The organism is Streptomyces canus (genome assembly GCF_030816965.1).
Lineage (GTDB): Bacteria > Actinomycetota > Actinomycetes > Streptomycetales > Streptomycetaceae > Streptomyces > Streptomyces canus_E.
This window is the reverse complement of the sequence record NZ_JAUSYQ010000002.1, coordinates 2,409,112-2,430,203: the sequence shown is the minus strand read 5'-3', so window position 1 is coordinate 2,430,203 and position 21,092 is coordinate 2,409,112. Positions and strand designations below refer to the sequence as shown.

Annotated in this window: 22 protein-coding genes and 1 pseudogene; 14 read left to right on the top strand and 9 right to left on the bottom strand. The window is 70.3% G+C overall.

Annotated elements, in window-relative coordinates; all coding sequences use genetic code 11:
• From QF027_RS12175 to QF027_RS12130, 10 genes and pseudogenes are all read left to right on the top strand, one after another.
• Positions 1–903 carry an ABC transporter permease gene (locus QF027_RS12175; protein WP_306983252.1) on the top strand — a complete coding sequence of 301 codons (903 nt, stop codon included), beginning with the start codon at positions 1–3 and terminating at the stop codon, positions 901–903.
• Positions 900–1,739 carry an ABC transporter permease gene (locus QF027_RS12170; protein WP_307074446.1) on the top strand — a complete coding sequence of 280 codons (840 nt, stop codon included), beginning with the start codon at positions 900–902 and terminating at the stop codon, positions 1,737–1,739. The genes QF027_RS12175 and QF027_RS12170 overlap by 4 nt, the downstream gene beginning before the upstream one ends.
• Positions 1,740–1,772: 33 nt before the next feature.
• Positions 1,773–3,053, top strand: a complete 1,281-nt coding sequence (locus QF027_RS12165; RefSeq protein ID WP_307074444.1) for an NAD(P)/FAD-dependent oxidoreductase — start codon at positions 1,773–1,775, stop codon at positions 3,051–3,053.
• A gap of 43 nt (positions 3,054–3,096) precedes the next feature.
• Positions 3,097–4,548: an NAD-dependent succinate-semialdehyde dehydrogenase gene (locus QF027_RS12160; protein WP_307074442.1), complete on the top strand. Its 1,452-nt coding sequence runs from the start codon at positions 3,097–3,099 to the stop codon at positions 4,546–4,548.
• A 1-nt stretch (position 4,549) separates the two neighbouring features.
• Complete coding sequence (locus QF027_RS12155) at positions 4,550–5,533, top strand: D-2-hydroxyacid dehydrogenase (RefSeq protein WP_306983260.1); 984 nt, start codon at positions 4,550–4,552, stop codon at positions 5,531–5,533.
• 33 nt (positions 5,534–5,566) lie between these two features.
• A pseudogene (locus tag QF027_RS12150) lies at positions 5,567–5,893 on the top strand (carbohydrate ABC transporter permease); the annotation flags it as partial.
• Positions 5,883–6,008 (top strand): hypothetical protein, encoded by a 126-nt coding sequence (locus tag QF027_RS12145; RefSeq protein WP_307074440.1) that lies wholly within the window; start codon positions 5,883–5,885, stop codon positions 6,006–6,008. The pseudogene QF027_RS12150 and the gene QF027_RS12145, both read left to right, overlap by 11 nt.
• Before the next feature lie 11 nt (positions 6,009–6,019).
• Complete coding sequence (locus QF027_RS12140) at positions 6,020–6,160, top strand: hypothetical protein (protein ID WP_307074438.1); 141 nt, start codon at positions 6,020–6,022, stop codon at positions 6,158–6,160.
• 421 nt (positions 6,161–6,581) lie between these two features.
• The gene (locus QF027_RS12135; protein ID WP_306983263.1) at positions 6,582–6,986 is read left to right on the top strand and encodes an NUDIX hydrolase; all 405 of its coding nucleotides are present in this window, start codon (positions 6,582–6,584) and stop codon (positions 6,984–6,986) included.
• Positions 6,987–7,047: 61 nt separating this feature from the next.
• Positions 7,048–7,614 carry a TetR/AcrR family transcriptional regulator gene (locus tag QF027_RS12130; RefSeq protein ID WP_307074436.1) on the top strand — a complete coding sequence of 189 codons (567 nt, stop codon included), beginning with the start codon at positions 7,048–7,050 and terminating at the stop codon, positions 7,612–7,614.
• Positions 7,615–7,625: 11 nt separating this feature from the next.
• On the opposite strand, the gene QF027_RS12125 is transcribed toward QF027_RS12130, so the two are convergent.
• The 8 genes from QF027_RS12125 to QF027_RS12090 all read right to left on the bottom strand — a co-directional run bounded on the left by QF027_RS12125 (position 7,626) and on the right by QF027_RS12090 (position 15,860).
• On the bottom strand, positions 7,626–8,390 hold the full coding sequence (locus QF027_RS12125) for a class I SAM-dependent methyltransferase (RefSeq protein ID WP_307074434.1): 765 nt from the start codon (positions 8,388–8,390) through the stop codon (positions 7,626–7,628).
• Positions 8,391–8,504: 114 nt separating this feature from the next.
• Positions 8,505–9,743 (bottom strand): TerD family protein, encoded by a 1,239-nt coding sequence (locus tag QF027_RS12120; protein ID WP_307082346.1) that lies wholly within the window; start codon positions 9,741–9,743, stop codon positions 8,505–8,507.
• Positions 9,744–9,816: 73 nt separating this feature from the next.
• The gene (locus tag QF027_RS12115) at positions 9,817–10,806 is read right to left on the bottom strand and encodes a zinc-dependent alcohol dehydrogenase family protein (RefSeq protein WP_306983269.1); all 990 of its coding nucleotides are present in this window, start codon (positions 10,804–10,806) and stop codon (positions 9,817–9,819) included.
• Positions 10,803–11,639 (bottom strand): carbohydrate ABC transporter permease, encoded by an 837-nt coding sequence (locus QF027_RS12110; protein ID WP_306983271.1) that lies wholly within the window; start codon positions 11,637–11,639, stop codon positions 10,803–10,805. Before QF027_RS12110 ends, QF027_RS12115 begins: the two co-directional genes overlap by 4 nt.
• Complete coding sequence (locus tag QF027_RS12105) at positions 11,636–12,574, bottom strand: carbohydrate ABC transporter permease (protein ID WP_059206220.1); 939 nt, start codon at positions 12,572–12,574, stop codon at positions 11,636–11,638. The genes QF027_RS12110 and QF027_RS12105 overlap by 4 nt, the downstream gene beginning before the upstream one ends.
• Positions 12,571–13,944, bottom strand: coding sequence for an ABC transporter substrate-binding protein (locus QF027_RS12100; RefSeq protein WP_306983274.1), 1,374 nt, complete (start codon positions 13,942–13,944; stop codon positions 12,571–12,573). The genes QF027_RS12105 and QF027_RS12100 overlap by 4 nt, the downstream gene beginning before the upstream one ends.
• Before the next feature lie 77 nt (positions 13,945–14,021).
• Positions 14,022–14,792: a DeoR/GlpR family DNA-binding transcription regulator gene (locus tag QF027_RS12095; RefSeq protein ID WP_306983276.1), complete on the bottom strand. Its 771-nt coding sequence runs from the start codon at positions 14,790–14,792 to the stop codon at positions 14,022–14,024.
• 258 nt (positions 14,793–15,050) lie between these two features.
• On the bottom strand, positions 15,051–15,860 hold the full coding sequence (locus QF027_RS12090; protein ID WP_306983278.1) for an NAD-dependent epimerase/dehydratase family protein: 810 nt from the start codon (positions 15,858–15,860) through the stop codon (positions 15,051–15,053).
• Between the two features lie 217 nt (positions 15,861–16,077).
• Here QF027_RS12090 and QF027_RS12085 point away from each other — a divergent pair, with 217 nt between their 5' ends.
• A complete protein-coding gene (locus QF027_RS12085; RefSeq protein ID WP_307074433.1) occupies positions 16,078–17,019 on the top strand; it encodes a 5-dehydro-4-deoxyglucarate dehydratase in 942 nt (313 codons plus the stop codon).
• Positions 17,016–18,176, top strand: coding sequence for a hypothetical protein (locus tag QF027_RS12080; RefSeq protein ID WP_306983280.1), 1,161 nt, complete (start codon positions 17,016–17,018; stop codon positions 18,174–18,176). The genes QF027_RS12085 and QF027_RS12080 overlap by 4 nt, the downstream gene beginning before the upstream one ends.
• Here the strand turns inward: QF027_RS12080 and QF027_RS12075 are convergent.
• Positions 18,113–19,525 (bottom strand): MFS transporter, encoded by a 1,413-nt coding sequence (locus QF027_RS12075; RefSeq protein ID WP_307074431.1) that lies wholly within the window; start codon positions 19,523–19,525, stop codon positions 18,113–18,115. The two genes, QF027_RS12080 and QF027_RS12075, sit on opposite strands and share 64 nt — an antisense overlap.
• Positions 19,526–19,659: 134 nt before the next feature.
• On the opposite strand from QF027_RS12075, the gene QF027_RS12070 reads away from it, so the two are divergent.
• A complete protein-coding gene (locus QF027_RS12070) occupies positions 19,660–20,244 on the top strand; it encodes a TIGR03086 family metal-binding protein (protein ID WP_306983284.1) in 585 nt (194 codons plus the stop codon).
• Positions 20,245–20,318: 74 nt separating this feature from the next.
• Complete coding sequence (locus tag QF027_RS12065; RefSeq protein WP_307074429.1) at positions 20,319–21,074, top strand: MBL fold metallo-hydrolase; 756 nt, start codon at positions 20,319–20,321, stop codon at positions 21,072–21,074.
• The last annotated feature ends 18 nt before the right edge of the window (positions 21,075–21,092 follow it).

The window sequence follows — 21,092 nt, the reverse complement described above, 5'->3', positions numbered from 1 at the left end:
GTGGCCGGCACCGCTCTCGCACCCGGCAAGGTGCGTGTGAAAACGTCCGCGATGCGCGGGCACCGCTCCCGGATCGCCCTGGTCAACGCCGTCCCCGTCACGGTGTTCCTGCTGGTGCTGTTCGTGTACCCGATCATCGGGGTGCTCTCGCTGAGCCTCAAGGGCGACACCGGCGGTTTCACCCTGCACTGGTACGCCGACGCCCTCAGCGGCGTGAACCTGTCCGTACTGCTCTCCACCTTGCGGATCTCCGCGGAGACCGCGGTGCTCAGTCTGCTGGTGGGTTTCGTCCTGGCGCACGCCATCGCCCGGATGCGGCCCGTCTTCGCCGCGCTGGCCATGCTGATCGTGGTGGTGCCGCACTTCATCAGTGCCCTCGTGCGCACCTACGGCTGGATCATCATGCTCGGTGACCACGGCCTGATCAACACGCTGTTGACGTCCCTGCACATGCCCGGGGCCCCGTTCCCGCTGCTCTACAACGAGATCGGCGTGGTCATCGGCACCACCTCGGTGATGCTGCCCTACACGGTCCTGGTCCTGCAGGGCGTGATGCGCGGTGTCGACGGCCGGCTCCTGGCCGCGGCGGCCGGCTTCGGCGCGAGCCGGTTGACGATCTTCCGCAGGATCTACCTGCCGCTGGTGGCGCCCGGGATCGGCACCGCGGGGCTGCTCAGCTTCATCCTGTGCCTGGGCTACTACATCACCCCGGCCCTGATGGGCGGCGACAAGCAGACCGTCGTCGCCGCGCTCATCGACCAGCAGGTGATGAAGCAGGACCAGTGGAACTCCGCCGCCGCCTTCGGCGTCATCCTGCTTCTGCTCACCTTCGCCGGACTGGGCGTGCTCGGCCTGGCCAAGCTCCGCCGCAAGAAGGCGGCCGCACGAAGGAGCGGCTCATGATGGAACTGCCCGCCACCCGGGCCGGACACATCGGCCGCGCCCTGAGCGCCACCGCGATCCTGCTGTTCCTGGCGATGCCCATCGTCATCATCCTGGTCACCTCCTTCGGCGCCGACGGCATCGGCACCTTCCCACCCAAGGAGTACAGCACCCACTGGTACGAGCAGATGGCCGCGCCCGGCGGCAACTGGGCCACCTCCATCGCCCTGTCCAGCCTCATCGCCTCCCTGACCACCGTGTTCTCCCTCATCCTGGGTGCCACCGCCGCCACCGCCCTGGCCCGCGGCCGACTGCCCCTGCACACGGCGGTCTACGGGCTGGTGCTGGCTCCGCTGCTCATCCCCCAAGTGGTCATCGCGCTCGGCCTGTTCCTGTTCTTCGAACCGGCCGGCATGCTCGGCAGCCCGCTGGCCATCGCTCTGGGCCACACCGTGCTCGCCGCGCCCATCGCGATCCTCATCATGATCTCCACGCTGAGGGGTATCGACGAACGGCTCGAAGACGCCGCCGCCAGCATGGGCGCCAACCGGATGACCATCGCCCGGCGCATCACCTTCCCTCTGGCCACACCCGGGTTGATCGCCGCAGCGGTGTTCTCGTTCATCACCAGCTTCGACGAGTTCTTCATCGCCCAGTTCCTGTCGACCCCCGACACCCGCACCCTGCCGGTCCTGGTCTTCAACGCCCTGCAGTTCGACGTCGACCCGACCGTCACCGCCGTCAGCGCCGTCCTCATCGCCCTGGCCGTCCTGGCCCTCGCCCTGGTCGCCCTGGTCCGCAAACTCGGCGGCCACCGCGACGGCCGGCACGCCCTCCCCGTCGAACCGCTCACCTGAGCCACTTCGAAACTTCCCCGCAGAGGACCCGAAATGAAGACGATTCCCTACTGGATAGAAACGGCTGGGGTGTTTCCCGACCGTTCCGGCAAGCCTCTGACCGAGGACACCGACCTGGTGGTCGTCGGCGCCGGCCTGACGGGTCTGTCCACCGCCCTCCACTCCGCCCGCAAGGGCGCCCGCGTCACCCTTCTCGAGAAGGGCCAGATCGGCTCCGGTGCCTCCGCGCGCAACGGAGGCATGGCCAACCTGGGCTTCACCATCGGCGTACGCCAGGCCATCCGCCGGTACGGACTCGAACGCGCCCGCGAGATCTACAACTCCTACGGCAAGGCCGTGGACACCGTCGAGCGGCTCGTGAACGAGGAGTCCATCGACTGCCAGTTCCGTCGCGTCGGACGCCTGGTCGTCGCATCCCGCCCCGCCCACTTCGAAGGCAAGAAGGCCCAACAGCGCGACCTGGCCAAGTACTTCGGACACGAGACCACTCTGGTCGGCAAGTCCGAGCTGCGTTCCGAGATCGGCTCCGACGCCTACCACGGCGGCCTGCTCGACCCGTTCAGCGCCGCACTGCACGTCGGCCGCTTCGTGCGCGGCATGGCCGAGGCGTGCGAGCGCACCGGTGTCGAGATCCACGAGCGCAACGCGGCCATCGGCGTGCGGCGTACCGCCGCCGGCCGGTTCGAGGTCAGCACCGAGCGCGGTGTCATCCGTGCCGGGCAGGTCATGATGGCCACCGACGCCTACACCGACAAGAACTTCCCGTGGCTGCGCCGCCAACAGGTCTGCGTGGGCAGCTTCATCATCGTCACCGAGCCGCTCGGCGAGGAACTCGCCCGGGACATCATCCCCAAGGCCCGCCTCATCGTGGACTCCAACAAGGTCTGCCACTACTTCCGGCTCACCCCGGACAACCGGCTGCTGTTCGGCGGCCGCGCCCGCTTCGCACCGTCCGACCCCACCTCGGACAAGAAGAGCGCAGCCGTCCTGTTCCGTGACATGTGCGAGATCTTCCCCCAGCTCTCCCGGACCAAGATCGAGTACGTGTGGGGCGGCTCCGTCGGTTTCGCGAGGGACCGCATCGTGCACGCCGGGCAGACCGAGGACGGCGTCCACTACTCCATGGGGTACGCCGGCCACGGCGTGCAGATGGCCACGCACATGGGACAGGTCATGGCCGAGGTGCTGGACGGCCACCCCGAGGCCAGCCCGGTCCGCGACCTGGCCCCGCCGCGCATCCCCCTCTACAACGGCACTGCCTGGTTCCTGCCCTTCGCGGGCGCCTATTACAAGACGCTGGACCGCATCCGCTGACCGGTCGGCAGCCCCTCACCACACATCCAAGGAGATACCCACGATGACTGTCGTCCGTGATGTTCCCAAGCAACTGTTCATCGGCGGTGACTGGCAGGACGCCGAGTCCGGCCGGACCCTGTCCGTCGACAACCCGGCCACCGGCGAGGAACTGTGCCAGGTCGCCGACGCCTCACCCGCCGACGGCCGGCGTGCCGTCGAGGCGGCGGTCGCCGCGCAGGCCGCCTGGGCCGCCACTCCGCCCCGGGTGCGCAGCGAGATCCTGCGCCGCGCCTACGACGTCATCATCGCGCGCACCGAGGACCTCGCGCTGCTGATGACCCTGGAGATGGGCAAGCCCCTGGCCGAGGCGCGTGCCGAAGTCGCCTACGGCGCGGAGTTCTTCCGCTGGTTCTCCGAGGAGGCCGTCCGTATCGACGGCGGGCTGACCACCGCCCCCGACGGCAGGAACCGCCTGCTGGTCACCCGCCAGCCCGTCGGCCCCTGCCTGCTCATCACCCCCTGGAACTTCCCCCTGGCCATGGGCACCCGCAAGATCGGCCCCGCCATCGCCGCCGGCTGCACCATCGTCCTCAAACCCGCCCCCCAGACCCCCCTGACCAGCCTCGCCCTCGCCGCGATCCTGAAGGAAGCCGGTCTGCCCGGCGGCGTCCTCAACATCGTCGTCACCACTGACGCCGCCGGCGTCGTCGAACCCCTCCTGCGCGGCGGGCAGATCCGCAAACTCTCCTTCACCGGCTCCACCCAGGTCGGCCGGATCCTGCTGGCCCAGTGCGCCGACACCGTCATCCGCACCTCGATGGAACTGGGCGGCAACGCCCCCCTCATCGTCTTCGACGACGCCGACCTCGATGTCGCCGTCGAAGGCACCATGGTCGCCAAGATGCGCAACATGGGCGAATCCTGCTGCGCCGCCAACCGCATCTACGTCCACACCTCCGTCGCCGCGGAGTTCGCCACCCGCCTCGCCGCCCGCATGGCCGCCCTGACCGTCGGCGACGGCACCGAGCCCGGCACCGACGTCGGCCCCCTCATCGACAACGCCGGCCGCAGCAAGGCCCACGACCTGGTGCGGGACGCCGTCAAGCGCGGCGCCACCGTCCTGACCGGCGGTGAACTCCCCGAGGGGCCGGGCTGCTTCTACCCGCCCACCGTCCTCACCGGCATCGCCCCCGACTCCGCGATCATCGACACCGAGATCTTCGGTCCGGTCGCAGCGATCCGTACCTTCGAGACCGAGGACGAGGCCGTCGCCGCCGCCAACGACACCGAATTCGGCCTGGCCGCCTACCTGTTCACCCAGAACCTCGACCGTGCCCTGCGCGTCAGCGAACGCCTCGAAAGCGGCATGATCGGCCTCAACACCGGACTGGTCTCCAACCCCGCCGCGCCCTTCGGCGGTGTCAAGCAGTCCGGCCTGGGCCGCGAAGGCGGACGCGTCGGCATCGACGAGTTCCTGGAGTACAAGTACATAGCCGTGCCCGTCGGAGCCTGACATGCCCGAGCGACTCGTCGTCCTCTACCGCGGCAACCGGCCCCCCGCCACCGCACTCATCGAACGCCTCGCGGACACCGTCTACGCCACGGAGGAGGAACTGCCCTACCTCCTCCCCGGCGCCGACGCCCTCCTGGCCTGGGTCACCATCACCCCGGCCATCCGCGAGGCCTGGCCCGGCAACCCGGACAAGGCACCCCGCTGGGTCCACGCGGCCTCAGCGGGCGTGGACTCCTTCCTGTTCCCCGCCCTGGTGGACGATCCGGGCGTTGTCCTGACCAACGCCCGCGGGGTCTACGACCAGCCGACCGCCGAGTACGTCCTCGGCCTGATCCTCGCCCTCGCCAAGGACTTCCCCGGCACCTGGGAGCACCAGCGGCGCCGCGAGTGGCGTCCGCGCCCCAGCGACGGCATCACCGGACGCACCGTGCTGGTCTGGGGGACGGGGCCGATCGGCAGGGCCATCGCCCGGCTGCTGCGTGCCGTCGGGATGCGGGTGTGCGGCGCGGGCCGCAAGGCCCGCACGGCCGACCCCGACTTCGGCACGGTCCACGGTGCGCCGACCCTGCGCTCCGCCCTGACGGAAGCGGACTACGTCGTCCTGGCCGCACCCCTCACCCAGGGCACCCGGGGCATGGTCGACGCCCCCGTGCTCGCCGCCATGAAGCCGGGGGCACGGCTGATCAACGTAGGCCGGGGCGGACTCGTCGACGAGGAGGCGCTCATCGACCACCTCGCCGCCGGACGGCTCGGCGGCGCGGCCCTGGACGTGTTCGCCCAGGAACCGCTGCCTGCCGAATCACCCCTGTGGGACATGCCCGGCGTGATGATCTCCCCGCACACGGCTGGCGAGACCACCAGCGAACGGGAGGCGCTCGTCGAGGTGTTCCTCGACAACCTCACCCGGCACCTCGAGGGCCGACCCCTGCGCAACGTGGTGGACAAACGGCGCGGATACGTGGTCGACGAGACGCACCCCGCCTGAGGGCGGCACCGGAGCTCGGCCCTCACGAACGAGCCCTTCGAGGCCGCCCGGGTCGACGGGGCGAGCAGCCGTCAGATGCTGTTCCGGGTCGTCGTGCCGCATCTCAGGCCGGTGATCCTGTTCGCCATCATCACCTCCACCATCGGCGGCCTCCAGATCTTCACCGTGACGATCGTGCTCTATCTGTGGCAGAAGTCCTTCAACGACCTCCAGTTCGGCTACGGCGCCGCGATGGGCTGGATCCTCTTCGCGCTGAGCGCGGTCTTCGCCGTCATCAGCTGGCGGCTGGTGTCCGGGGGCGACCGCGACAACCGCCGCGGTATCCCGCTGCTGCACAAGGGAGGCCGCAATGGCCGCTGAGCACACGAACTCCGACGCGGGCCTCGCGATCGGCGCCGGCAGCAGGCGGACCGGGGTGCTGGTACGGGTTGCCCTGCTCCTGGGGGTGCTGGTCTCCCTCTTCCCCTTCTACTGATGGTGGCGGACATGATCCCGTCGCAGCTGGCGCCAGTGCCACAGTTCGTCACCACGGTCGAGTTCGACTGGGCGGGCACGCTGAAGGCGCTGATCATCCCGGGGGGTGCCTCTATGTCCTTCATCAAGGCACCCCTGTCGGGTTTGGGGTGATTCGGTCTTGCTGGGGTCATGCGGGGAGCTCGACGTCCGCGGGCGTGCGGGATTCGTAGAAGGTGCCGTCTCGGAGCTTGGCGAACAGGACGCTGACCGCGAGCTGTCCGGCATTGCGACGGACCGGGCGGTGGCCGGACCTCTCATCAGCGTCTCCGACGGCACCTCCCGGGCCCGGTGACACCCCCCAGGTCATGCCTTCGACAGGGGGCAACAGTCATGCCGGGCCCGGAGGCCAGCGGCCCTCTTGCAGGACCGCGGAAAACATAACGGGGCGGCCAACGCATGCTGATCGTCGTCTTCCTGATCGGCGCACGGCACTTTCTGCGGGATCTGGCGGCGGGGGCGACGAAGATGTGAACGCGTACGGGAAGTCACCTTCGCGGGCCTTTGTGTCGGTGCGGGTGGGTAGGGTCCCGGGATGGGGAAGAGCGAGGGCGTTCCGGAGAAGGTGGCCTGGGTTCTGGTGCGTGACGGGCGGGTGCTGGTGACCCGCTGCCGTGGTGTGGATGTCTTCTACTTCCCGGGCGGGAAGCGGGAGCCCGGTGAGTCCGATGCCGAGACCCTGGCGCGCGAGATCGCCGAAGAACTCCGGTCCCGGGTCGATACGGCCACGATGGTGCACGTCGGCACCTTCGAGACGCGGAGGGACGACGGACGCACCGAGTTCCGGATGATCTGCTACACCGCCGAGTACACCGGTCCGCTGGTTGCCTCGATGGAGATCGAGGAGTCGGACTGGTTCGGCTACGGCGATCGTGCGCGGGTCTCGGCCGTGGACCAGATGGTCTTCGACGCGCTTCACGCCTCCGGCCGACTGCCCTGAGGGGACAGGCCGGGGTTCGGTACCATGCGGAGAGAGTCTCCGGTTCGCAAGGAGTGTCTGGATGACGCCGGTCAGGCCCATGCGCGCGGACGCTCGGCGCAACTACGAGCGGTTGCTGAAGGTGGCGGCCGAGGCCTTCGCCGAGCATGGGGAGGGTGCGTCGCTGGACGACATCGCCAAGCGGGCCGGTGTGGGGTCCGGGACGCTGTACCGGCATTTCCCCACGCGGCAGGCCCTGCTGGAGGCGGCGTACGTGGATCGCGTCGAGGGGTTCGCGCGCCGGGCCGACGAACTCGCGGAGGAGTTGCCGCCGGGGGAAGCGCTCGCGGAGTGGCTGTACGAGCTGTGCGTGGGGACGATTCAGGTGCGGGGGCTGAAGACGCTGCTGGGGTCGGCGGTGGCGGACGCGAGCAACGCGGTGCTCACGGTGTGCGGGACGCATGTGCGGGGGGCGGCGACGCGGCTCGTGGAGGCGGCGCGGGCCGAGGGGACGCTGCGGGCGGATGTCGAGCCGATCGAGTTGCTTCGGCTGGCGCACGGGGTCGTCGGCGCGGCGGAGTTGGCGGACGGCGGGGGCGAGTCCATCCGGCGGTACCTGTCCCTGCTCACGGAGGGGCTGCGGGCGTAGCCGGTCGTGGGTCAGCCGGCCAGCCGCGCTTTCCAGATCTCCTCGCTGGGCCATTGCCGGGCCCAGTCGGCGGGAACCTCCGGATAGTCCCGGTGGGCATGCCGGGGCGCTTGAATCTCCATCAGGTCTTCGACGACGAATCCGCAGGATCGAAGCAGACGGAGCATCTCACCGTGCGGCAGGACGAACTCCACGTATGATCCCCGGTGCAGCCGCGTCAGGCCGAACTGTCCGCGGGACAGGGTCGTGGACGCCGGTCCTTCGGGCGGCACGCACAGCGCGAACAGTGGTGAGTAGCGCATGAAGGCCAGTCGGCCGCCGGGAACGAGGAGCCGGGCCGCCTCCGGGATCCACTGGTAGGGGTCGCACCACAACGAGGCGCCGAATTCGCTGATCGCCAAGTCGAAGGTGTTGTCCTCGTAGGGCACCTTCTCGGCATTGCCCAGGACAAGAGGGAAGTCGATGCCGAACTCCGCCTGCATCGCGCGAGCGGTGGCGAGCTGCTTCTCCGAGAGGTCGATCCCGACCGGGTGGGCGCCCGCTCTGGCGAGCCAGGCGGACACGTAGGCGGTACCGCAGCCCAGCTCGATGGCGCGCATTCCCTCGATGCCGTCGGGAAGCACGGAGGCTTGCGACTCGGGGGTGGCCCACAGTCCCCAGGACGGTTCCGTCTGCGCCCAGTGATCACGGGCTAGCGGCCCGTGCCACGCAGCCGCCTCGTCATCCCAAAAGCGCCGGTTCTGCTCCAGATGGTCCGCAGGGCCGTCATGAGTCATGGAGGCATTCGATCGAAGACGCCGGTGCCGGGGCAACGGAGTTACACAGTCGGCGGGGGACCGACCCGCGCAGGCCCCCACCACTCACCGCCTGGCCATGCACCGCATCGTGCACTAGAGCGCCTGTGCCGCCGGCTTCACCATCCCCCTCACCGTGCGGGACTTCACGAAGTCGCCGATCGCCGTCATCTCCCACTCGCCGGAGAACTGCTTGATCAGCTTGGCCATCATCACGCCCGTCTGCGCCTCGGCGTTCGTGAGGTCGAAGCGGACCAGTTCCTCTCCGCTCGCGGCGTCGATGAGGCGGCAGTACGCCTTGGCGACCTCCGTGAACTTCTGGCCGGAGAAGGAGTTGACCGTGAAGACGAGGCCGGTGACCTCCTGGGGGAGCCGGCCGAGGTCGACGACGATCACCTCGTCGTCACCGCCGCCCTCACCCGTGAGGTTGTCACCGGAGTGCTTGATCGCGCCGCCGACGATGGACAGCTTGCCGAAGTAGCAGCTGTCGATGTGGTTGCGCTGCGGCCCGTAGGCGATGACGGACGCGTCGAGGTCGATGTCCTTGCCCCGGTACGCGGGCTCCCAGCCCAGACCCATCTTGACCTGGGAGAGAAGCGGACGCCCGCCCTTGACCAGGGACACCGTCTGGTTCTTCTGGAGGCTGACCCGGCCCTTGTCGAGGTTGATCTTCCCGGCGCCGGGAGCGGGTGGGGCGGGGGGAGCGGCGGGCGCTGACGCGGCGAGCCGCGGGTCCATGGCCGGGGCGGGCGGGGCCACCGGGGTCTGCACGGTCGGCGCGGGCGGCGGCGGAGTCACCGGCTGCGGCGGGGCGACGGGGGCCGCGGCGGGCGTCGGAGCGGGTTCCTCCACCGTCACGCCGAAGTCCGTCGCGATCCCGGCCAGCCCGTTGGCGTACCCCTGCCCCACCGCCCGGGCCTTCCAGGCGCCGTTGCGCAGGTAGACCTCCACGATCACCAGCGCCGTCTCGGTGCCGAGCTGCGGCGGCGTGAACGTGGCCAGCACGCTGTTGTCGTCCGCGTTGCGGATCGTGGCCGTCGGCTCGATGCCCTGGAAGGTCTGGCCCGCGGCGTCCGGGCTGGCGGTGACGACGATCTTCTCGATGCCGGGCGGTACGGCCGACGTGTCGACGGTGATCGCGTCGGGGGCCGTACCGCCGCCCGAGCGGTACGTCACCCCCGGGCCAGAGGGCTGGTTGTAGAAGATGAAGTCGTCGTCGGAGCGCACCTTGCCGTCGGCGGTGAGCAGCAGGCCCGATACGTCCAGCCGCACGGGCGCGGCGACGTCCACCGTCACGCGGGCGGCGGACAGGGGGATGTTCGAGCCGGGGGTCATAGCTGTCATGCCCCGTGAACGATCGGGCCCACTTTGCCGTTCCCTTACCCGACGGCCAAATGGCCCAGCGGGGCTAAGGCACGACCACGATCTTGCGTCCCACCCCCGCCGCGAACTGCTCCAGCGCCTGCGGATACCGGTCCAGAGGCAGCCGGTCGCTGATGAAGATCTCCGGGTCCAGGACACCGGTCGCGAAGAGTTCCGCCGCGCGTTCGAAGCTGTGCAGGACGGCCATGGAGCCGGTGATGGTGATCTCCTGGTTGTAGATGCGGTACGGGTCGATCGTCACCCGCGTCGCGTAGTCGGCCACGCCGAACTGGAGGAAGGTGCCCGCCTTGGCCACCCGGTCCAGGCCGTCCTGGATCGCCGCCGCGTTGCCCGTCGCGTCGATGACGAGGTCCCAGCCCTGGGGACGGTCCAGCTCGTCCGGGTTCGCGGCGGACGCTGAGACGCCGAGCCTGCGGGCCGTCTCCAGGCGGGTCGGGTTCACGTCCACCATGTCCACGCTCGCCGCGCCGGTCCGTTTGGCCAGCTCCAGCATCATCAGGCCCATCGTCCCCGAGCCGTAGATCAGGACATGGGCGCCCAGGCGGGACTGCAGGACGTCGTAACCCCGGACCGCGCAGGACAACGGCTCCACCAGCGCCGCGTCCTGGGTACGGACGTGTTCGGGCAGCCGTACGCAGTTGGCCACCGGCGCGACCGCGTACTGTGCCGCGCCACCCGCCGTCGTGACGCCGATCGCGGCCCAGCGCTCGCAGAGGTTGTTGTGGCCCGTACGGCAGTACCGGCACTCGTAGCAGTACAGGGACGGGTCCACCGCCACCCGGTCGCCGACCGCGAGCTCGGTGACCTGGGTGCCGACGCCGACCACCTGGCCGGCGAACTCGTGGCCCGGCACGATCGGCAGCTTGGGGGCGAACTCGCCCTGGAGGATGTGCAGGTCGGTGCCGCACAGGCCGCACGCGGCGACCTCGACGACGACCTCACGCGGGCCCGGCGTCGGGTCCGGGACCTCGGCGACGACGGCACGGCCCACGGACTCGATGACGGCGGCCTTCATTTCACGGCTCCCAGCGACAGGCCCTGGACCAGTTTGTCCTGGGCGGCGAACCCCGCGGCGAGTACCGGCAGGGAGATGACGAGCGACGCGGCGCACACCTTGGCCAGGAACAGGCCCTGGCTGGTGATGAAGCCGGTCAGGAAGACGGGGGCGGTCTCGGCCACCACGCCGGTGAGCACCCTCGCGAACAGCAGCTCGTTCCAGCTGAAGATGAAGCAGATCAGGGCGGTCGCCGCGATGCCGGGCAGGGCGATGGGGGCCACCACGCGCGCGAGGATGGTCGGAAGACGGGCGCCGTCCACGCGCGCGGCCTCGATCACGGCCACCGGCACCTCGGCGAGGAAGGACTGCATCATCCAGACGGCGATCGGCAGGTTCATCGACGTGTAGAGGATGACCAGCAGCCAGATGTTGTCGAGCATGTCGGTGTTCTTCGCGAACAGGTAGATGGGGAGCAGGCCCGCCACCACCGGGAGCATCTTCGTCGACAGGAAGAAGAACAGGACGTCCGTCCACTTCTTCACCGGGCGGATCGACAGCGCGTAGGCCGCCGGGAGGGCCAGGAGCAGGACGAAGAGGGTCGAGGCCAGCGAGGCGACCGTCGAGTTGATCAGCGCCGGCCAGGGGCTCGCGCCGCCGCCGGTGCCGAAGAACTCGCGGTAGCCGTCCAGGGTGAGGGCGGCGCCGAAGGAGGGCGGGTTGGTGGCCGCGTCCGTCTCCGAGTGGAAGGACGTCAGGGCCATCCACGCGATCGGCAGGAAGAAGACGATTCCCAGCAGCCAGGCCACCAGACCCAGGCCAAGTCCCTTGCGTTTCACGGTGATCGTGCTCATGCCCGGCCCACCTCCTCACGGAACAGGGACGACACCACGCGCAGGGCGAAGGTCGCGATGATGATGGAGCCGATGACGACCAGGACGCCGGCGGCCGAGGCGAGGCCGTTCTCGTGGGCCTGGTAGAAGCTCTGGTAGACGGTGTAGGGGAGGTTGGCGGTCCCGAGGCCGCCGGAGGTGATCGTGAAGACCGCGTCGAAGTTCTGGACGATGTAGATCGAGCCCAGCAGGGCGCCCAGCTCCAGATACCTGCGCAGATGCGGGAGGGTCAGATAGCGGAAGATCTGCCAGTCGCTCGCGCCGTCCACCCGCGCGGCCTCCATCTGCTGCTGGTCGCGGCTCTGGAGGCCGGCCAGCAGGATGAGCATCATGAACGGGGTCCACTGCCAGACCAGGGAGGCCTCGACGGCGAGCAGCGGGGTGTTGGAGATCCAGTCCGGCTGTGGGCCGCCCACATAGTGCAACAACCCATTGAGGAGGCCGTATTCGGGGTTGTAGAGCACATGTTTCCAGAGCAGTGCGGCTGCCACCGGCACCACCAGGAAGGGCGCGATCAGCAGGGTGCGGACTACGCCCCGGCCCTTGAAGCGACGGTCCAGGAGCAGGGCCAGGAGCAGTCCGAGGACGAGGCTGACCAGGACCACCGTCACCGTCAGCAGGACCGTCGTCCACACGGAGTGGCGCAGGTCCGCGTCGGTGAGGACGTCCTTGTAGTTGTCGACGCCGGTGAAGTGACGGGCCTTGGGATAGAGGGAGTTCCAGTCGAAGAACGAGATCACCACCGTGGCCACGAACGGCAGCTGGGTGACCACGATCATGAAGATCAGGGCGGGGAGCAGCGGGGCGCGGGTGGCCCAGGCGCGGAGGCGGGCCTTCGACGGGTCCGCGGTGCGTACGGTCTCAGTGGCCGGCGGGGCCATGGTTGTCGCGGTCATCGTCCCTCGTACTCCTCGGAGATCTTCTCGGCGAGCTGCTGGGACTTCCTCAGGGCCGACTCGACGGACTGGCGTCCGGCGATGGCCGCGCTGATCTCCTGGGAGACCCGGGTGCCGAGATCGGTGAACTCGGGGATGCCGACGAACTGGATGCCGGGCGCGGGGCGCGGCTGCACCCCCGGGTCGTTCGGCCGGGCCTGCTCGATGGCCTCCTTGGTCATCTCCTGGAAGGCGGCGGCCTCTTTGACGTAGGCGGGGTTGGTGTACGTCGACGCGCGTTTGCCGGCCGGCACGTTGGACCAGCCGATCCGGTCGCCGACCAGCTGCTCGTACTGCTTGCTGGAGGCCCAGGAGACGAACTTCCAGGCCTTGTCGGGGTTGCGTGAGGCGTCCTGGATGCCCCAGGCCCAGGTGTAGAGCCAGCCGGAGGACCTCGTCTCCTCGACGGGGGCGGGGGCGTACCCCACCTTGCCCTTGACCGGGGAGCCCTTCGCCTCCAGGGAACCCGCCGCGGAGGTGGCGTCGTACCACATGGCGACCTTGCCCTGGGTCATGTTGTTGAGGCACTCGGCGAAGCCGGACTGGGCGGCGCCGGACTCGCCGTGGTCGCGGACCAGGCCGACATAGAACTTCACCGCCTTCTCGAACTCGGGGGAGTCGAGGCGGGCCTTCCAGCCCTTGTCGAACCAGGTGCCGCCGAAGGTGTTCACGACCGTGGTGAGCGGGGCCATCACCTCGCCCCAGCCGGGCAGGCCGCGCAGACAGATGCCCTTCATGCCGGACTCGGCGCCGTCCACCTTCGCGGCCAGGTCGGCCACCTGGGTCCAGGTGGGACGGGCCGGCATCGTCAGTCCCTTCTGCTCGAAGACGTCCTTGCGGTACATCAGGAAGGACGACTCGCCGTAGAAGGGCTGGCCGTAGAGCTTGCCGTCGTCGCCGGTCAGCGACTGGCGCATCGGCGCGAGGACGTCCTGTTCGTCGTACGACGGGTCCCTGGCGACGTACGAGTTCATCTCGTGCAGCCAGCCGTTGCGGGCGTAGATCGGGATCTCGTAGTTGGACAGGGTGGCCACGTCGTACTGGCCGGCTTGGTTGGCGAAGTCCTGGCTGATCTTGTCGCGGACGTCGTTCTCGGGCAGGACGGTGAAGTTGACCTTGATCCCGGTCTCCTTGGTGAAGTGGGCCTTGGTCAGCTTCTGCAGCTCGGTCATCTGGGGGTTGTTGACCATCAGGACGTTGATGGCGTCGCCGCCCGACCCCGCCCCGCCGGCTCCGACCCAGCAGCCGGAGAGCAGCGGGGCGAGCAGCGTCCCTGCGGCGGCCATGGCGAGCGTGGCTCGCGGCGGCCGTCGTCGGCTCTGGGTTCGCATGGATCGCTCCTGGACATAGAGGGATATATAGGGCACTTCATGGCGCAGAAGGCCCGCTGATCACGGCAGTTCGACCTTCAGACCCGGATGACCTGTGGTCCCAGCAGTGAGTACCGATGGGCCTCGGACGAGGGCAGCAGCGTGCTCGTCACGATCGCCTCCAGCGCGCCGATCTCCGCGAAGCGGCAGAAGCTGACCGCGCCGAACTTGGTGTGCACGCCGGCGAACACGGTGCGGCGCGCGGCCCGGATCGCCTGTGCCTTGACCTCGCTGACCGCGGGGTCGGGGGTGGTGAGGCCGTGTTCGCGTGAGATGCCGTTGGCGCCGATGAAGGCCAGGTCGAGGACGAAGCCGGCCAGCATCCTGGTCGTCCAGTGGTCGACGGTCGCGAGGGTGCCGGGGCGGACCCGGCCGCCGAGCAGCAGGACGGAGGTGTTCTCGGCCTCGGCGAGGGCCCCCGCGACCGGCAGGGAGGCGGTGACCACGGTCAGCGGCCGGTCCCGGGGCAGAGCTTCGGCGATGAGCTGCGGGGTGAAGCCCTCGTCGACGAAGACGGTCTCGGCGTCCCCGAGCAGCTCGGCCGCGGCGGCCGCGACCCGGCGCTTCTCGGGCACATGGCTGGTGGCCCGGAACGCAAGCGTGGTCTCGAACCCGGCGCTCTCCACGGGATAGGCCCCGCCGTGCGTACGGCGCACCAGTCCGTGGTCCTCCAGGGCGCGCAGATCCCGTCGTACGGTCTCCTTGGCCACGCCCAGTTCGGCGGCGAGCGCGTTGACGTCGACCGAGCCGGTGGCACGCGCGGTCCGCACGATCTCGCGCTGGCGTTCCTCCGCGGTTCTCGCGTCCATGGCCGACACCCGCCTCTCGCACGCGCTGCTCTGCCCGTTCGGGCCCGGTGCGGCCCTTGAGGGAAGTTCTACAGCGGGTGCGGGGGACTGACCAGGCCTGTTGCGGGTCCGATGCTGCCCGTGTGTGCCCGTTTGCGGAGCGGAGTGACCGCCTCGGACCTGCGGGGGCGTCCGAAAAGGCGTGGGATCGGGCAGCGCCGGTGCCCGAACACGGCCGCGGGCGGGCCCGTTCGGTGCCCGCCCGGCCGTCTCGGGGTGTCAGTACGGCCAGATCGGCGGGTCCGTCACGAACTGGCCGCCCAGGTAGGCGTGCCCCTCGTTGCCGTCCTGGAGCTCGCCCTGCTCGGCGATCAGCTTCTCCGCGTACGGTTCGGAGTCGTCCTGCGGGTCGTAGCCGAGCGCCCGCGCGGAGGTGAGGTCCCACCACAGACGGGTGTTGGCGGAGGAGCCGTAGACCACGCTGTGGCCGACCTGCTCGGCGGTCAGGGCCGCGTGGAAGAGGCGGGCGCCGTCGGCCGGGCTCATCCACAGCGAGAGCATGCGCACGCTGGTCGGTTCGGGGAAGCAGGAGCCGATGCGCACGGAGACGGTCTCGAGGCCGTGCTTGTCCCAGTAGAACTGCGCGAGGTCCTCACCGAAGGACTTCGACAGGCCGTAGAAGGTGTCCGGGCGGCGCGGGGTGTCGATCGGGATGAGCGGGTCGGCGCCCTGGGGGCGGGGGGTGTAGCCGACGGCGTGGTTGGAGGAGGCGAAGACGATCCGTCCGACGCCCTCCGCGTGAGCGGCCTCGTACAGGTGGTAGGTGCCCTCGATGTTCGCCTTGAGGATCTTCTCGAAAGGGGCTTCCAGGGAGATGCCCGCGAGGTGGATGATCGCGTCGACACCTCGTACGGCTTCGCGCACCGCGTCCTTGTCGGCGAGGTCGGCGACGACCGCGTCCGGCTCGCCCTCGATGGGCCGCAGATCGAGCAGGCGCAGGTCGTAGCCGTAGGCCGGGAGCAGATCCCGCATCAGGGTGCCGAGCCCGCCGGCGGCACCGGTGAGCAGAACGGTACGGGGAGCGGGCATCCTCGGGTCTCCTTGGGGCGACGGCCGTATGAGTGCACGGTATTCACATTCGTGGACAAGCTAAGGATCATTCGCCTGCTCCGTCAAGGGTGGCGCGACCCATGTTCATAAATATAAACTTCGATCAGAATCCCGCACGCCCGTTCTTCGCGTTCCCTTCTAGTTCCTTCTAGTTCCTTCTAGTTCCTTCTCGTTCCACTCGTTCTAGGGAGAGCCTGTGACGTCTGCCGACCTCGCCCACCGACTCGGCATCCCCAGCGGGCCGCTGTTCTTCCCGGTCACGGCGTACGGCGCCGACGGCTCCGTCGATCTCGACACCTACCGCGCGCATGTGCGCCAGGGTGTGGCGGCGGGGGCCGCTGCCGTGTTCGCGTGCTGCGGCACCGGGGAGTTCCACGCGCTCACGCCCGAGGAGTTCGAGGCGTGCGTCCGCGCGGCCGTCGAGGAGACGGCGGGGCGGGTGCCGGTGGTGGCGGGCGCCGGATACGGCACCGCGCTCGCCGTACGGTACGCGCGGCTCGCCGAGGCGGCCGGGGCCGACGGGCTGCTCGCCATGCCGCCCTATCTCGTCGTCGCCGGGCAGGAGGGGCTGCTGCGGCACTACCGGGAGGTGGCCGCCGCGACCGCGCTCCCGGTGATCGTCTACCAGCGCGACAACGCCGTCTTCACCCCGGAGACCGTCGTCGAACTGGCCCGCACCGAGGGGATCATCGGCCTCAAGGACGGGCTCGGCGACCTCGACCTGATGCAGCGGATCGTCAGCGCGGTGCGTACCGAGGTACCCGGCGACTTCCTCTACTTCAACGGACTGCCGACCGCCGAGCAGACCCAGCTCGCCTACCACGCCATCGGCGTCCCCCTGTACTCCTCGGCCGTCTTCTGCTTCGCCCCCGAGATCGCCCTCGCCTTCCACCGCGCGCTCATCGACGGCGACCGGGCCACCCTCGACCGCCTCCTCGACGGGTTCTACCGTCCCTTCGTCGAACTACGCGCGCGTGGCCGCGGATACGCGGTCTCCCTGGTGAAGGCCGGGGTCCGGATGCGGGGCCTCGACGTGGGGGAGGTCCGCCCTCCGCTGCATGAACCGGGCGAGGATCATGTGAAGCAGCTCGCGGAGATCATCGAGCGCGGATACGCGCTCCTCGAGGAGGCACAGTGAAGGCGTCGACGTTCGTCTACCCCTGGGACGTCACCGGGGACCCGGAGGCCGCGACCCGGATCGCCGGGCTCGGCGTACAGCAGGCGACCCTCGCCGCCGCCTACCACTCCACCCGCGCCCTGACCCCCCGCCACCCGCGCCACCGCATCGTCACCGCCGAGTACGCGTCCGTGCTCTATCCGACGGACGCACGCTGGGAAGGGCGTGAACTGCGTCCGTACGCGGCCGGCGACTGGGCCCCCGGCGACGCCTTCGGCGAGGCGGCCGCGCAGCTCTCCGAGGCGGGCCTCGACGTGCACACCTGGGTCGTCCTCGCGCACAACTCCCGCCTGGGCTCCGAACATCCGGACACCTCGGTCGTCAACGCCTACGGCGACCGCTACCCGTGGGCCCCGTGCATCGCACAGCCCGCCACACGCGCGTACCTGATCGACCTCGCCGTCGAGGCGGCGCTGCGCCCGGGCGCGGCCGGCACCGAACTGGAGTCGCTGGGCTGGTACGGCCTCCAGCATCTGCACGCCCACGACAAGACCGGCGGGGTACCGCTCGGCGACGCCGGGATGTACCTCATGGCGCTCTGCTTCTGCGGGACGTGCCGCGAGGGGTACGGCGAGCAGGGGCTGGACGCCGACTCGCTGGCCGCCGCCGTACGGGCCGCCCTGGAGCCGCTGTGGCAGGGCGCGCCGGACGACGGGGGCTGGGCCGGGGTCGAGAAGCTGCTCAGTGCCGGTACGGCGGCGGCCACGCGCGCGTGGCGTGACGAAATCGCCCGTACGCTCCAGGAGACGGCGGTCCGTGCGGTCCGCGCGGCCGCTCCCGAGGGCTTCCAGATCCTGCTGCACGCCGACCCCGTGACGTACCACGTCGGTGCCAACCCGGGTGTCGACCCCGAGCACATCCTGTCCGTCGCGGACGGTGTCGTGGTGCCCTGCGCGGGCGGACCGGACCTGCTCACGCCCTTCGCCCGGGCCCGCGAGGACGCGGTGATCGCCGCCAACTTCCCCGTCGTCTCGCAGATGGGCGGCAGCCCTGGCACGCTCGCGGCGGACGTGGCGCGTGCACAGGAGCTGGGCGCGACCGAGATCCGGCTGTATCACGCGGGGTTGGCGTCGGACGGCGACCTGGACGCGATCCGTGAGGCACTGGCCGGTCTCTGAAACAACGGCACCGCCGTGGCCAGCCAGACCACCCCCAGGAGGGCCGACAGCGGCCGCTGGTCGACCAGTTCGACCAGGGCCGCGCCGGCCGCGAGGCCGAGCACGTTCGGGGTGTACACCAGCGTGTGCGCCGTGGCGACGGCACGGCCCAGGAGCGCGTCCGGCGTCTCGCGCTGTACGGCGGTGAGCGCGGCGATCAGCACGCAGGGGAGACCCGCGCCGATCGCCGCACTGCATGCGAGGGCCAGCGGGTCGGACGGGATCGCCCGCAAACCGGCGGCGACGGCGGTCAGGGCGATGCCGTACGCGGCGAACCGGCGCTCGCCCAGCCGGCGCAGAGCGGGCCCGGAGATCAGCCCCACCGCCACGGAACCGGCGCCTTGGGCGGCGTACAGCGCACCGGCGTACGCGGGGGAGTGGCCGAGTCCGTCGATCACGGCGTAGATCAGCGCGCCGTTGAGCCCGGCGAAGAGCATGGTGGTGCCGCCGGCCAGGACCAGGGGACGAAGTATGGGGTGGGCCCATATGTGGCGGGTTCCGGCGCCGACGTGGGTGCGCCTGGACGGCGTGCGTCGGTTGGTGGTGGCCGGGCTGAGGCCGGGGGTGGTGTGGCTGAGGTCGGGTGCTTCGGGTACGGCTGCCGTGCGCCTGAACAGCGTGCGGCGGCTGGGGGCGGTCGGGCCGCGCCTGAGTGGCCTTGGCGCGGCCGCCGTTCGCCCGGACGGCTCGTCCCCGCCACCCGTGCTCGTCGGCGGTGCGAGGGGATCCGGTCGCCTGTCCCGGACCCGCAGCCCGGCGTACAACAGCGCGGCCAGTACGAACGTGATCGCGTCCAGGAGTGCCACGCCCGGCCCGCCCTGGACCGCGTAGAGCCCTGCTCCCGCCAGCGGCGCCACCAGCTTCATGCCCTCCGTGACCGCCATCCGCAGCCCGTTGAAGCCGCCGAGCAACGACGGGGCGACGGCGCCGGCGACCAGGGCCGACTCCGCCGCGTCGTGGACGACGCCTGCGGCGCCGTACACGAAGAGGACCGTGAGGACGAGCCACACCCGGTCGGGGCCGTCGACGGCGAAGAGGACCGGGAGCAGGGCGGCCAGCAGCAGGCTGTCGCCGATCAGCAAGGGTTTGCGCGGGACCCGGTCGGCCAGTGCGCCGAGCAGCGGGCCCGCCAGGGTCGGTGCCCACATCGCGAGCATGCACAGCGCGGCCAGGCCGTCCGAGCCGGTGAGGTCCTTGACCCAGACGCCGGACACCAGCCACAGGGCCGAGGTGCCGAAGCCCGAGACGGTCACCGCGGTGAGAAAGAGCCTGGCGTTGCGGTCGTGGAGGACCGCCCATGTCTTCGTCATGCCTGGTCATCGTGGGCCTAAGGCCCCGGCATCGGGATGGGGCAGGTTCCCTGGATCCCCGGACGTGCGAGCGATGAGTTCTCGGGGCGGGGGCGGTCTACCCCGTACGACACCGTGAACACGAGGAGCACCGCATGACCGTCCCGCCCCTGGACCTCGGACCGCAGACACGCGTCATCGCCCTGCTGGCCGAGGGCGTCACCGATGATCAGCTGGGAAACGCCACGCCGTGTCCGAAGTACGCGGTGCACAACCTGCTCGGCCACCTGCTCGGCCTCTCCGCGGCCTTCCGTGACGCCGCCCGCAAGGACCTCGGTGTCACGACGGACACCCCGCCCACCGACTCCGTCCCGGACATCGGCCCCGGCTGGCGCGAGGAACTCCCCAAGGTCCTCGACGAACTCGCCGAGGCCTGGCGCGACCCGGCCGCCTGGACCGGAATGACCCGCGCGGGCGGCGTCGACCTGCCCGCAGAGATCGCCGCCGCGGTCGCCGTCGACGAACTGGTCGTCCACGGCTGGGACCTGGCCCGCGCCACCGGCCAGGCGTACGACCCGGACCCCGCCGCGCTCCAGGCGTCGTACGACTTCCTCCAGGCCTCCGCGGAGGATCCGAGCCGGGACGCCATCTTCGGCCCGATCGTCCCGGTGCCACAGGACGCCTCGCTGCTGGACCGGGCGATCGGGCTCAGCGGGCGGAACCCGGGCTGGACATCGTAGACACCGGTACGACCCTGCCGTAGAGGAACCGAAACGGGCGGCGGGCGGCAGGCCCGGACCGTACGCTCCCCACCATGCCGCCGCTCAGCCTCACCGTCCTCGGTACCGCCTCCCCGCACCCGGCGCCGGGCCGCCCCTGCTCCGGCTATCTGCTGCGCGGCGGGGGCGCCGAGGTGTGGGTGGACGCCGGGCCCGGAACCTTCGCGGAGTTGCAGCGGCACACGGACCCCTCCCGGCTGACGGCGATCTGGATCTCCCATCTGCACGCCGACCACAGCGCGGATCTGCTGTCCGCCGTCTACGCCTTCGCGTACGGCGGACTGACCCCGCCCGCCCCCATTCCGGTGTACGCGCCACCCGGCTGCGCCCATCGGCTCGCCGGATTCTTCGGGCGGTCCGACATCAGCTTCCTCGAGGGCATCCTCGACTTCCATCCGCTGTACGACGGCCACGCCGTCCGGCACTGGAACCTCCGGCTCGCCGCGCGGGCCGTCGCGCACGACGCCGAGGCGTACGGGCTGCGCGCCGAGTGCGCCGGACGCGTCCTCGCGTACTCCGGGGACAGCGGGCCCTGCGCCGCCCTCGTCGAACTCGCCGCGGAATCGGACGTGTTCCTGTGTGAGGCGGACATCGACCGTCATCGCGAAGGCGAACAGGTCCACCTGACGCCCGAGGACGCCGGCGACATCGCCCGCAAGGCCGGGGCGCGCGAACTGATCGTCACCCACGTCGGACCCACGCTCACCAGGGAGGCGGCCACCGCACGCGCGGCCGTCGCCTTCGCCGGGCGCACCAGTACGGCCTTCGAGGGCGCCACCCGGCTCGTCTGACCCTCGTCTTCACCGCAA